The 11984-nt window shown below is 72.9% G+C and carries 13 protein-coding genes; 2 read left to right on the top strand and 11 right to left on the bottom strand.

All coding sequences use genetic code 11. The features are described 5' to 3' along the window. Positions 1 to 196 precede the first annotated feature (196 nt). The 5 genes from GGQ63_RS16865 to GGQ63_RS16885 all read right to left on the bottom strand — a co-directional run bounded on the left by GGQ63_RS16865 (position 197) and on the right by GGQ63_RS16885 (position 5585). On the bottom strand, positions 197 to 700 hold the full coding sequence (locus GGQ63_RS16865; RefSeq protein WP_210308550.1) for a cytochrome c-type biogenesis protein: 504 nt from the start codon (positions 698 to 700) through the stop codon (positions 197 to 199). Next, positions 697 to 2676, bottom strand: a complete 1980-nt coding sequence (locus GGQ63_RS16870) for a heme lyase CcmF/NrfE family subunit (RefSeq protein ID WP_183857774.1) — start codon at positions 2674 to 2676, stop codon at positions 697 to 699. The genes GGQ63_RS16865 and GGQ63_RS16870 overlap by 4 nt, the downstream gene beginning before the upstream one ends. Continuing rightward, on the bottom strand, positions 2673 to 3134 hold the full coding sequence (gene ccmE / locus GGQ63_RS16875) for a cytochrome c maturation protein CcmE (RefSeq protein WP_183857775.1): 462 nt from the start codon (positions 3132 to 3134) through the stop codon (positions 2673 to 2675). The genes GGQ63_RS16870 and ccmE overlap by 4 nt, the downstream gene beginning before the upstream one ends. Then, positions 3131 to 3946: a c-type cytochrome biogenesis protein CcmI gene (gene ccmI, locus GGQ63_RS16880; RefSeq protein ID WP_183857776.1), complete on the bottom strand. Its 816-nt coding sequence runs from the start codon at positions 3944 to 3946 to the stop codon at positions 3131 to 3133. The genes ccmE and ccmI overlap by 4 nt, the downstream gene beginning before the upstream one ends. 607 nt (positions 3947 to 4553) lie before the next feature. Then, the gene (locus GGQ63_RS16885) at positions 4554 to 5585 is read right to left on the bottom strand and encodes an AraC family transcriptional regulator (RefSeq protein ID WP_183857777.1); all 1032 of its coding nucleotides are present in this window, start codon (positions 5583 to 5585) and stop codon (positions 4554 to 4556) included. Between the two features lie 119 nt (positions 5586 to 5704). Here GGQ63_RS16885 and GGQ63_RS16890 point away from each other — a divergent pair, with 119 nt between their 5' ends. After that, the gene (locus GGQ63_RS16890; protein WP_183857778.1) at positions 5705 to 6592 is read left to right on the top strand and encodes an SDR family oxidoreductase; all 888 of its coding nucleotides are present in this window, start codon (positions 5705 to 5707) and stop codon (positions 6590 to 6592) included. 144 nt (positions 6593 to 6736) lie between these two features. On the opposite strand, the gene GGQ63_RS16895 is transcribed toward GGQ63_RS16890, so the two are convergent. The 6 genes from GGQ63_RS16895 to GGQ63_RS16920 form a co-directional block, all read right to left on the bottom strand. Next, positions 6737 to 7198 carry a glycine zipper 2TM domain-containing protein gene (locus tag GGQ63_RS16895; protein WP_183857779.1) on the bottom strand — a complete coding sequence of 154 codons (462 nt, stop codon included), beginning with the start codon at positions 7196 to 7198 and terminating at the stop codon, positions 6737 to 6739. A 91-nt stretch (positions 7199 to 7289) separates the two neighbouring features. After that, entirely contained in the window at positions 7290 to 8651 is a 1362-nt protein-coding gene (locus tag GGQ63_RS16900; RefSeq protein ID WP_183857780.1) for an ATP-binding protein, read from the bottom strand. Next, positions 8641 to 9327: a response regulator transcription factor gene (locus tag GGQ63_RS16905; RefSeq protein WP_183857781.1), complete on the bottom strand. Its 687-nt coding sequence runs from the start codon at positions 9325 to 9327 to the stop codon at positions 8641 to 8643. The genes GGQ63_RS16900 and GGQ63_RS16905 overlap by 11 nt, the downstream gene beginning before the upstream one ends. A 10-nt stretch (positions 9328 to 9337) precedes the next feature. Continuing rightward, a complete protein-coding gene (locus tag GGQ63_RS21860; protein ID WP_210308551.1) occupies positions 9338 to 10075 on the bottom strand; it encodes a PepSY domain-containing protein in 738 nt (245 codons plus the stop codon). Positions 10076 to 10146: 71 nt separating this feature from the next. After that, on the bottom strand, positions 10147 to 10689 hold the full coding sequence (locus tag GGQ63_RS16915) for a 3TM-type holin (protein ID WP_183857782.1): 543 nt from the start codon (positions 10687 to 10689) through the stop codon (positions 10147 to 10149). Further along, positions 10689 to 11387 (bottom strand): glycoside hydrolase family protein, encoded by a 699-nt coding sequence (locus GGQ63_RS16920; protein WP_183857783.1) that lies wholly within the window; start codon positions 11385 to 11387, stop codon positions 10689 to 10691. The genes GGQ63_RS16915 and GGQ63_RS16920 overlap by 1 nt, the downstream gene beginning before the upstream one ends. Positions 11388 to 11457: 70 nt before the next feature. Between GGQ63_RS16920 and GGQ63_RS16925 the strand changes: the two genes are divergently transcribed. After that, positions 11458 to 11649 (top strand): hypothetical protein, encoded by a 192-nt coding sequence (locus GGQ63_RS16925; RefSeq protein WP_183857784.1) that lies wholly within the window; start codon positions 11458 to 11460, stop codon positions 11647 to 11649. Positions 11650 to 11984: the final 335 nt, after the last annotated feature.

Genomic DNA, 11984 nt, shown 5'->3' on the forward strand with positions numbered 1-11984 from the left:
GGTAGGCAACTCAGGCCACGGCCATGAGCTGCGCGCAGCGCACCAATCGAGCCGCGGCCGAGAGGTGCGGCGGCGCACCGGACATGCGCCCTGCCCACCGGCTGCGCGAGCGGCTTCACGCCGGCGGCAGACCGCCGGGAACGATGGATCCGGAATGGGGAAAAGGCCGCTCGGTCGATATGCCGGGCCGGTGCCGTCAGCGCGCGCGCGTCGGCGGCTCGGCGGGCGCGTCCGCCGCCTCGAGCCGGGCGAGCGCGGCGCGCTCCGCTTCGCTGAGCGGAGCGGTCGCCGCCGGGGCGCCGCGGCGGCGCATGACGCCGAAGGCGATCGCCGCGCCGAGCAGGAGCGCGCCGATCGGCGTCGCCCAGAGGAGCACGGTGTGCGCCGAGAGCCGCGGCTTCAGGAGGATGAACTCGCCATAGCGGTCGACGAGGAAATCGCGCACGGCTTCGTCGCTGTCGCCCGCGGCGATCCGCTCGCGCAAGAGGATGCGCAGGTCGCGGGCGAGCGCGGCGTCGCTCTCGTCGATCGACTGGTTCTGGCAGACGAGGCAGCGCAGCTCTTCGGACAGCGTGCGCGCCCGCGCCTCCGCGGCGGGATCGGCGAGCTTCTCGTCCGGCTCGACGGCGAACGCCGGCAGCGCGACGAGGCCGGCGAAGAGGAGGGCGAGGAGCCGGCCGGACAGCGCCCGCATCGTCATTCCGCCGCCGCGAGGGCGCGCGGCCGCGCCGGCTTCGGCGCCCCGACCCGCAGCCGCCGGTCGGAGAGCGACGCGACCCCGCCCGCCGCCATGACGAGCGCGCCGAGCCAGATCAGCGTGACGAGCGGCTTGACGTGGATACGGGCGGTGATCGTGCCGTCGGTCGCCGCGTCGCCGAGCGAGACGTAGAGCTGGGTCAGGCCGAACGTCTCGATCGCGGCTTCCGTCGTCGGCATCGCGCGCACCGTATAGACCCGCTTCGCCGGCTCCATCACGGCGACCACCGTGCCGCCGCGCCGCACGCTGAAGCGGGCGGCCGTCTCGGTGAAATTGGCGCCGGAGCGCGGCAGGTAGCCGTCGAGGGTGAGCTGGTAGGCGCCGATCGCCACCGTCTCGCCGGGCTTCACCGCGGCGATCGCCTCCTCCTCGAAGGCCGTCGAGGCGACGATGCCGAGCACGGTGAGGCCGATGCCGAGATGGGCGATCGTGGTGCCGAGCGCGGCGCGCGGCAGGCCCTTGAGCCGCGCGAGGCTGTCCTGCACCGGCGCGCGGAAGAGCTTGATCCGCGCCGCCGTCTCCGACAGGGCGCCGACGATCAGCCAGGTGCCGAGCCCGAGCCCGAGCAACGCGAGCACCCGTCCCGTACCGGTGAGCGCGAGGCCGACGACGACGACGGCGATCGCCGCGCCGAGCGCGACATAGAGCCGTTCGAGCGCCGCATAGAGGTCGCCGCGCTTCCAGGCGAGCAGCGGCCCGAACGGCACGGCGATCAGCAGCGGCACCATCAGCGGGCCGAAGGTCAGGTCGAAAAAGGGTGCGCCGACCGAGATCTTCTCGCCCGTCAGCGCCTCGAGCGCGAGCGGATAGAGCGTGCCGACGAAGACGGTGGCGCAGGCCGCCGAGAGGAAGAGGTTGTTGAGGACGAGGGCCCCCTCGCGGCTGATCGGCGCGAAGATGCCGCCGGCCGAGAGCGTCCCGGCGCGGGCCGCGAAGAGCGCCAGCGACCCGCCGATGAAGACGCAGAGGATGACGAGGATGACGACGCCGCGCGTCGGGTCGCTCGCGAAGGCGTGCACCGAGGTGAGCACGCCCGAGCGCACCAGGAAGGTGCCGAGCAGCGACAGCGAGAAGGCGAGGATGGCGAGCAGCACCGTCCAGATCTTCAGCGCCTCGCGCTTCTCCATCACGACGGCGGAGTGGATCAGCGCGGTCGCGGCGAGCCAGGGCATCAGGCTCGCATTCTCGACCGGATCCCAGAACCACCAGCCGCCCCAGCCGAGCTCGTAATAGGCCCAGTAGGAGCCCATCGCGATGCCGAGCGTCAGGAACACCCAGGCGGCGAGGGTCCAGGGCCGCACGAAGCGTGCCCAGGCGGCGTCGATCCGCCCTTCGATCAGCGCGGCGACGGCGAAGGAGAAGGCGATCGAGCAGCCGACATAGCCGAGATAGAGGAGCGGCGGGTGGATCGCGAGGCCGATGTCCTGCAAGACCGGGTTGAGGTCGTTGCCCTCGAAGGGCGCCGGCGACAGCCGCGCGAACGGGTTCGAGGTCCACAGGATGAAGCCGAGAAAGGCCGCGCCGATCCAGCCCTGCACGCCGATCACCAGCGCCCGCGTCTTGTCCGGCAGGTTGCGGCCGAACAGCGCGACGAGCGCCCCGAACAGCGCCAGGATCAGCACCCAGAGCAGCATCGAGCCCTCGTGATTGCCCCAGACGCCGGCGATCTTGAAGATCAGCGGCTTCGAGGAATGCGAGTTCTCGACGACGTTCAGAACCGAGAAGTCGGAGACGAGATAGGCCTGTGTCAGCGCCGCGAAACTCGTCGCGACGAGGAGAAGCTGCGCGAGCGCGGCCGGCCGGCCGATGGCGGCGAGCCGTGCCTCGTTGCGGACGGCGCCGACGACCGGCACGACGCTCTGCACGAGCGCCACGGCGAAGGCGAGCGCGAGCGCGAAATGGCCCAGTTCGACGATCATTGCGTCGCCACCGGCGCGGCGCCGGCCTCCGGCCGCCATTCCCCGCTCGCCTTCAGCGCGTCGACGACCTCCTTCGGCATATAGGTCTCGTCGTGCTTGGCGAGCACGTCGTCCGCGGCGAACACGCCGTCGGCGCCCACCCGCCCCTCGGCGACGACGCCCTGCCCCTCGCGGAACAGATCCGGCAGCAGGCCGGTGAAGGCGACCGGCACGCGCGCCTTGCCGTCGGTCACCGCGAAGCGCACCAGCCCGCCGGGCTCCTTCTCGACGCTGCCGGTCTCGACGAGACCGCCGAGCCGCAGCCGGCGTTCGGGCGGCGGCGGGTTGGCCGCGATCTCGCTCGGTGTGGCGAAGAAGGAGATGCCGTCCGACAGCGCATAGAGCGTCAGCCCGACCGCGGCGCAGAGCACCACGCCGGCCAGTCCGATCAGCGTCAGGCGCCGTCCCTTGCGCGTCATGTTCCGGTTCCTTCGAGCGCGGCGAGTTCGGCGCGGGCCCGGGCGAGCCAGGCCGCATCGGGCGGCGCGTCGGCGATCAGCGCCTTCCAGGCGGCGATCGCATCGTCGCGCGCGCCGGCCGCGCCGAGACCGAGTGCCAGAAAGAAGCGCGCCCTGTCTTGCTTTGGATCAAGCGCCAGCGCCGCGTCGAAGGCGGCCTTCGCTTCGGGCGAGAGCTTCTCGCCCGCCGCATGATAGAGCGCCTCGCCGCGCATCGCCTCGCGCTCGGCATCCGGCCCGAGCAGCCGGCCGGCATTCTCGAAGGCCCGCGCCGCATCCGCATAGCGGCCGATGCGCAGATAGACCGGTCCGACCAGCTCCCAGCCGCGCGCATCGTTCGGATCCTCGGCGAGATGCTGCTCGACCCGGGCGAGCATCACCGCCGGATCGTTCGGCACCGGCCGTGCCGCGAGCGGCTGGTCCGGCATATCGGGCGAGCCGAGCGCCAGATAGGCGGCGAGCGCCACCGCGGGCACGCCGATGAGCGCCAGCCCGAGCGCCAGCCGGGCGAGCCCGGGCCGCACCGGCGCCGCGGCTTCCGTGCCGTCGGTCTTCAGAAGCCGCCTTGCGATCTCGGTCCGCGCCGCCTCGGCCTCGGCGGCCGGCACGACGCCGCGCGCCACCTCGCGGTCGATCTCGGCGAGCTGGTCGCGATAGATCGCCCGTTCGGCGGCGAGCCGGCCGACCACGCCACGCGGCGCCCGGGCGAGCGGCATCAGGAGCGCGATCGACGCCGCCGCCGTCATCGCCGCCATCAGAACGAAAAGCACCATGCCGTCGCTTCTAGCGCCAAGCCCGCCGTTCCGCACCCGACATAACGTCGCGAGACGTTCACGCTCTCGCCAGCAGCGCGTGCGCGGGCGGCTCTTCTTCCTCTCCTTCTCCACGGAAGAGGGAGGCGGCGCGGCGTTTCTGATGGTGCCCGGGCTCGAGAGCGGCGAGCCCCTCTCCCGCCGCGCGGGAGAGGTTGGGTGAGGGTCTTCTCTCGGATCGGCGAAGGCAGGAACCCACCCTCACCCTTCCGGCCTACGCGTCTCGGCCGCCTGCGGCGTCCTGCGACGCCAAGGCCGGAAGCCCTCTCCCGCCGGGCGGGAGAGGGAGTCCCGACCGGCAGCTCAGATCACCTCTCGCGCACGCGCGGCGAGCCCCTCTCCCGCCGCGCGGGAGAGGTTGGGTGAGGGTCTTCTCTTCCTTCGCCGATGAAGAAGAACCCACCCTCACCCTTCCGGCCCAACCGTCTCGGCCGCCTGCGGCGTCCTGCGACGCCAAGGCCGGAAGCCCTCTCCCACTCGGCTCGGCTGTTGCCGAGCCGAGCGTGGAAAAGGCGAAGTCGGCAACAGCCGACTTCGCGAGCGGGAGAGGGGGCGGCAGGCGCGGCGCTCAGGCGCCTGCCGAAGACGCGTCCGACCGACGAGCGCAAAGATCGGCGACCCCCTCTCCCGCCCCGCGGGAGAGGGCCGGGGTGAGGGTCTGCTCTTCCTTCCCGATTTTCTCTTCCATCGCCGTCGCGCCGCGCCGGCCATAGGCGCGCGGCGCGCAGCCGGTCACCCGCTTGAAGGCGGTGCTGAAGGCGCTCTCCGATTCATAGCCGAGCGAAAGCGCGATCGTGCCGACCGGCTCGCCGCTGCGCACCAGCCGGTCGGCGGCGAGCGTCATCCGCCAGCGCGTCAGATAGTCGATCGGCGCCATGCCGACGGTCTGGCGGAAACGGAGCGCAAAGCTCGAGCGCGACATGCCGGCGAGCGCGGCGAGCGCGGCGAGCGTCCAGCGCCGCGCCGGATCGGCGTGCACGGCCTCGATCGCCGCCCGCATCGGCCGGTCGGCGAGCGCGAACAGCCAGCCGACGCCGCCCTTCATCCCCTCCGCCAGATGCCGCCGCAGCGCCTCGATCAGCAGCATGTAAGCGAGGTGCTGGGCGATCAGGTAGCCGCCCGGCCGCGGTTCGGAGAGTTCCTGCCGCATCCGCTCGACCGCGAAGCGGAGCGCCGCCCGGTCGGCCTCCTCGCGCAGATGGACGATCGGCGGCAGCATGCCGAGGAGCAGGTCGGCGTGCTCGCCCTCGAGGGTGAAATGGCCGCCGACGATCGTGAAGGCGCCGCCGCCCTTGACGAGCGCGAGGCCGCCATTCGGCCGGGTCGGGAGGATGGTGCGATAATCGGCGGGCGGCAGGTCGAGATCGCTCGCCAGCCGGAACGGCCGGCCGCGCGGCAGCAGGAAGCAATCGCCCGCCTCGAGCCGCACCGGCGCATCGACGCCCTCGACCGCGAGCCAGCAGCCGCCATGGGCGACGCTGTAGCACTTGATGCCGTCGTGCCGGCGAAAGCCGAACGACCAGTCGCCGCCGGCGTCGAAGCCGCCGAACATGTAGCTGCGCGGCTTCAGGAGGGAGAGCACGTCGGAGAGCGGATCCATCGCCATATCCCGGACGATCGCGAAAGGAATACGGACCCTATCGCATAGATCGTATGCCGTCGCCCTCTATTGTCGCGACGAGGCGGTCCTCAAGCCGCCCGATGCGAAGGATGACGGTGATGCGGGTGTTGGTGACGGGTGCGAGCGGCTTCGTCGGCTCGGCGGTGGTGCGGGAGCTGATCGCGGCGGGCCATAGCGTGGTCGGCCTCGTCCGCTCGGACGAGGGGGCGGAGGCCGTCCGGGCCGCCGGGGCGACGCCCCGTCTCGGCACGCTCGACGACCCGGAAGACCTCGCCCGGGCAGCGGAAACGGTCGAGGGCGTGATCCACACCGCCTTCAACCACGATTTCTCGCGCTTCGCGGAAAACTGCGAGAACGACCGGCGGGTGATCGGCGCGCTCGCCGCCGTGCTCGCCGGCTCGGACCGGCCGCTCCTCGTCACCTCGGGCAGCGCACTCGCCGCCGCGGGCCGCCTCGCGACGGAGGCCGATCCCGCCGCCTCGCGCTCGCCGCGCATCGCCTCGGAGGAGGCCGCCGCGGCGGCGCTCGCGGCGGGCGCCCGGGCGATGGTGGTGCGGCTCGCCCCGTCCGTGCACGGCGCGGGCGATCACGGCTTCGTGCCGATGCTGATCGCGCTTGCCCGCCGCACCGGCGTCTCCGCCTATATCGGCGACGGCCTCAACCGCTGGCCGGCGGTCCACCGCCTCGATGCGGCGCGGCTCTACCGGCTGGCGCTCGAAAAGGGCGAGGCCGGCCGCCGCTATCACGCCGTCGGCGAGGCCGGCATCCCCTTCCGCGACATTGCGGCGGCGATCGGCCGCGGCCTCGGCCTGCCGGTCGCCTCGGTGGCGGGCGCGGAGGTCGAGGCGCATTTCGGCTGGTTCGCGCATTTCGCGGCAATGGACAACCCGACCTCGGCGGAGGCGACGGAAGCCGCGCTCGGCTGGCAGCCGGCCGGCCCGACCCTCCTCGACGATCTCGTCCCGGCGGGCTACTTCGCCGCCTGACGGCCGCGGCCGGTTCGTATCGGCGGAAGCGATCCGGCCCCGGAAACGAAAAGAGCGGGCGCGGCGGGTCCCCCCGCCGCGCCCGCTCTCTCCATGCCCGGTCGGGGCGTGCCGTGCCGCCGGCCGCAGCCGGCGGCAGCCGCCTCAGCTCACCGGCCGCCAGGTGCCGTCCGGCTGGCGGCAGGCGGTGCCGCGCGCCACTTCCGGCTCGCCGTCGATCCAGATCCGGTGCGTATAGTCGCGGCAGTCGTAATCGTTCACGCGGTAGCGCTGGCCGGGCACGATCTCGCCGCGATAGCGGCTCTCCTGCCATTCGACCGGCGCGCCGGGCCGGCCATATTCGAGCGCGTCATATTCCGCCCGCTGCGCCCGCTCGGTCGCCTGCTGATCGAGCCGCTGGCCGATCGCGCCGCCGAGCCAGGCACCGGCCGCAACGCCGGCGATCGTCGCCGCGACCCGGCCCGAACCCGAGCCGAACTGGTTGCCGACCACGCCGCCGAGAATCGCGCCGCTCAGCGCGCCGACATTCTGGCGCGGCCCGGTCTCCGAACATCCCGCGAGCAGCATCGCCGCCAACCCGCCCGCGACCAACGCCTTCACCGTCATCGTCACCCTCGCAAAAGCCGCGAGGCGGCACCCCGCCCCATTCCTCCCCGCTTCCCAAGAGACCGTGGCGGAAGTTGGGTGCGCCGCCCTTTCACGCCGCCGGCAGCTTCAGTTCCGCGCGCAGGCCGCCGAGCGGGGCGCGGTCGAGGCGGAAGCCGCCGCGATAGAGCTGGGCGAGTTCGGCGACGATCGACAGGCCGAGCCCCGAGCCCGGCTTGCTCTCGTCGAGCCGCTTGCCGCGCCGCATCACCTCGGTCGCCTGTTCCGACGTCAGCCCCGGCCCGTCATCGTCGACCCACAGGACCAGCGCCCGCTCCGGATCCCCTTCGGCGCCGAGCAGCGCGGCCTTCACCGAGACGGTCGTCATCGCCCATTTGCAGGCGTTGTCGACGAGATTGCCGGCCATCTCCTCGAGATCCTGCTGCTCGCCGCGAAACTTGACGCCCTTGTCGATCTCGATCGTCACCGTGACGCCGCGCTCGGCATAGATCCGGTTCATCGCGCGGCCGAGCCGGGCGATCACCGGCTCGACCTCGGTCAGCGCGCCGATCACCTGCGCCCGCGCCGCGATGCGGGCACGGTCGAGATGGTGGTTGATCTGCATGCGCATGATCTCGGCCTGTTCGGCGACCTTCTGGGCGAGCGGGCCGGACGTGGCGCGCGCCTCGTTGGTGATCACCGAGAGCGGCGTCTTCAGCGCATGCGCGAGATTGCCGACATGGGTGCGCGCCCGCTCGATCACCTCGCGGTTCGAATCGAGCAGGGCGTTGAGTTCCTTGGCGAGCGGCTCGATCTCGGCGGGGAACGGCCCCTCGATATGGTGCTCCTTGCCGCTGCGCAGATCCGCGAGGCCGCGCCGCACCCGGTCGAGTGGCCTGAGACCCCAGCGCACCTGGATGGCGGTCGAGAGAATGAGCCCCGCGCCGAAGGCGGCGAGCGTCAGCACGACGCTCGTGCGGAAGGAGGCGATCTCCTCGGCGAGCTCGCCCGCGTCGCCGGCGACGATCACCTCGAAGCGGTTCTGCGCGTCGAAGATGATCATCCGCTCGAGCACCCGCAGCGACTGGCCGCTCGGCCCGGCGAGCGTCGCCGAGACGACGCCCTCGTTCCGCTCGATGTTCTGCGCCCTGGTCATGTCGAGCGTGTCGGTGAAGAGCGATTCGGAGGCGAGCACGACCGGCCCGCCGACCCGCTCGACCTGCCAGTACCAGCCGGAATAGACGAGTTCAAAGCGCTGTTCGCCGAGATTGCCGGGGTCGCCGAGCCGGCCGGGCTCCTGCTGCGCGAGCGTGCCGACGAGCGTCTTCAGATAGACGGCGAGCCGCTCGTCGAAGGCCCGCTCGACGGTCTGGCGGTAGAGCGAGGTGAGGATCACGCCGGCGACGACGAGCGCCACCGCGGTCCACAGCGTCGCCCCGGCGGTGAGGCGGGCGGCGAGCGAATTAGGGCGCATTGCCGGCCGGCTGCGTCCCCGGCGCGACGATCCGGTAGCCGAGGCCGCGCACGGTCTCGATCAGCTCGCCCGGCAGTTTCTTGCGCAGCCGGCCGACGAAGACCTCGATCGTGTTCGAGTCGCGGTCGAAATCCTGGTCGTAGAGATGCTCGATCAGCTCGGTGCGCGAGATCACCCGGTTGCGGTGGTGCATCAGATATTCGAGCACCTTGTATTCGTGCGAGGTGAGCTTGATCGGATTGCCGTTGACCGTGACGCGGCCGGACTTCGTATCGATCCTGAGCGGCCCGCATTCGATCTCGTTGGTGGCGTGCCCGGCGGCGCGGCGCACCAGCGCGCGGATCCGGGCGAGCACCTCCTCGATATGGAAGGGTTTTGCGACGTAGTCGTCCGCGCCGGCGTCGATGCCGGCGACCTTGTCGCTCCAGCGGTCGCGGGCGGTGAGGATCAGCACCGGCATCGCCCGCCCCTCGCGCCGCCAGGCCTCGAGCACGCTGATGCCGTCCATCGACGGCAGGCCGATGTCGAGCACCACCGCGTCATAGGGCTCGGTCTCGCCGAGGAAGTGGCCGTCCTCGCCGTCGGTCGCCGCATCGACGACATAGCCGGCTTCGGAAAAGGCGGCGACGAGCTGCCGGTTCAGGTCCGGATCGTCCTCGACCACCAGAATGCGCATCGGCGACCTCCTATCGGCCCAGCAGATCTCCGGAGAGAGCATCCACCCGATAGCGCTGAACCGCCCCGCCGTCGACGATCACGTTCACAACATAGATATAGCCGCCGCCGCCCTGGCAGAGCTGCGCCGAAACCACCTCGCCGCCGACCATGTCGGCGATGTTGCCGCGGATCCGGCTGAGCGAGGCCGCCTCGCCGCTCGCCACCACGCGCCGCGCCTCGCTCGGCGACAGGCAGGCGCCGTCGGCCGCGGTGTCGCGCCGCCGCGCCGGCGGATCGTCCGCAAAGCCGTCCCCGGCGAAGCCACCATCGTCGGCCCGGCCGCGCAGCCGGTCGCGCAGCGGCGCCGGGTCGCCGTCGCCGAGACGGTCGGGCCGCGCCCGCCGCATCTCGGCCGGCGGGTCTGCGTCGCCCCGGTCCCGCCCGCCGCGATCGCGCCGGTCGAAGCGTCCCTGGGGTGCCGGATCGTCCTGTCCCCAGTCCCGGCCGCGGTCCGGCCGGCCCCGCTCCTGCCGCCCGCCGAAGCCGTCCTGCCGGTCCTCGAAGCGGCGGCCGCGCCGGTCCGCCGGCGCCTCGCCGCCGAAGCGCTCGAGCCGGTCGCGCAGGCGTCTGCCGCTGCCGGTGCAATCCGGCCCATAGCCGCCCCAGGCGCATTCCTGCGCCACGACCCGCGGCGGCCCGGCGAGATCGGGGCCGCTCGTCACCAGGGTCGCCGCAACGAGCAGCGGGGCGAGAAGGCGCATACGCATGCCCCTCCCTAGCGCGCCCGACATGAACGCGCCCTGAATGCCGCAGCGAAGGCCGCTGCGCGGCGGCCGCCTCACACCTTTCCCGACCGCTTCTCGTCGGTCCGCCGCCAGACATAGACCCCGAGCACGGAAGCGCCCATGCCGTAGAAGCCGAGCAGCAGGCCGCCGACATCGGCGAGCACGCCGAGCGTCTCGACCGCACCCGCCAGGATCTTGACGACGAGCGCGAGCGCCATCGCCCCGAAGGCGGCGGCGTAGACGAGGCCGAACACCGGCCGCCAGATCCGCTGCAGCAGCGAGGCGGATGCCGCCTCGCTGCGCATCGTCTCGGCGGTCGCCTCGGTCGCCGCCGCGACGGCCCGGAAGAGTTCGGCCCATTCCGCGGCGCGGTCGGTCTCGAGGGTGCGCACCTGCGCGGCGGCGGCGTCCGGGGCGGCCCGGATCCGCTCGGCGATCGCGTCGGGCGCCGGCCCCGTGCCGAGCGCGGCGCCGACCGCCTCCACGACACGGGCGGCCCCCGTCCCGCCCTTCGCGCGGAGGATGCCGGCGAGCAGCGGTGCGCCGAGCTCGACGAGGAGCGGGGCGAGCCCCGCGGCGGCGATCGGAAGAGCCATCAGAGCGTCTCCTTGAGCGTGCGGAACCAGGCGAGAAGCGCGGCGCGATGCCGAAAGGCGAGCGCCAGCCCGAGCCCGGCGAGAATCCCGGCGGCGATGAGCGCGACGAGGCCCGCCGAGCCCCCGCCGCCCGCGACGGCAGCGCCCGCCCCGGCCGCGGCGAGCCCCGCGGCGGTCGCGTCCCGGACCGGAGCGGACGAATCCGCGGGTCCGGCCGCGGCGGCCGGCGCGGCATCCGGCGCCGCTGCGGCGTCGGCCGGGTAGCGGCCGCGGAAGATCATGTCGGCCTCGACGGCGCGGCGGCGGACGAGGCCGGCGAGCGTGCGTCCGTCGGCCTTCACCCATTGCTTCAGCCCCGCCTCGGCGGCGGCCGCGTCGCCCGCCCGATAGGCCTTCACCCAGGAGGCGCGATCGATCGCGCCGCAATTGAAGTCGAACGACACCGCCCCGTCGAACACCGCCTGCGGCACGGCTCCGAGCGCCGCCGTCACCCGCGCCTCGAACCGGGCGAGGTCGGCGGCGAGGATCGCCTCCGCCTCCGCCGCGGTGACCCGCATGCCGGCCGAGACCGCCGGCGGCCCCGCCGCTCCGGTATGGCCGTAGCCGATCGTCCAGCGCCCCGCCGGGCAGCGATAGGCGGAGAGCGCCAGCCCCTCGAACGCCGCGATCGCCGCGCGGCCGCGTTCGCTCGTCCTCACGCGCGCGTCCTCGTGCGATCGTGCCCACCCGGTCGTCCCATGGCGCACCTCCCATGCTATCGTTTGGGGAATGGAACAGCTCTTCTTCAGCTTCATCCGCATGGCGCACTGGCTGCGCCGGCGCCCGTCGCGCGCCTTCGTGATCGCGGCGACGGCGGCGATCCTCCTCGCGGCGGCGATCGTGCTGGTCGAGACCTTCATCGGCTGGCCCGACGCGCTCCGCGTCGACCGCGCCCCCCGCTTCCCCGGCCTCGCACGCTGAAGAGGCGGGGGCGCCCCCGGGCAGAGCCGCCCCGACCCCGATCGGCAATCCCCCTCCCCCCTTGTGGGGGAGGGCCGGGGTGGGGGGTGATTACGCCGAAACCGGATACCCTCGCCGCACCAAAGCACCCGTCACCCCGGCCTCCGTGCCGGGGGCCATAATCGTGCCGCCGGGCCGCCCGAGCACCGCCGCCACCCCGCGCACCCGTCATCCCGGGCGAGGCGTAGCCGAGACCCATCACGCAGAGCCCGGGCCGGGTCCGATTGGGCGACCGTCGCGCGGTGTGATGGGTCTCCGCCTTCGCGGGAATGACGGATGGACGGCGTCCGCCGGGA

Source organism: Prosthecomicrobium pneumaticum (assembly GCF_014199915.1).
GTDB lineage: Bacteria > Pseudomonadota > Alphaproteobacteria > Rhizobiales > Kaistiaceae > Prosthecomicrobium > Prosthecomicrobium pneumaticum.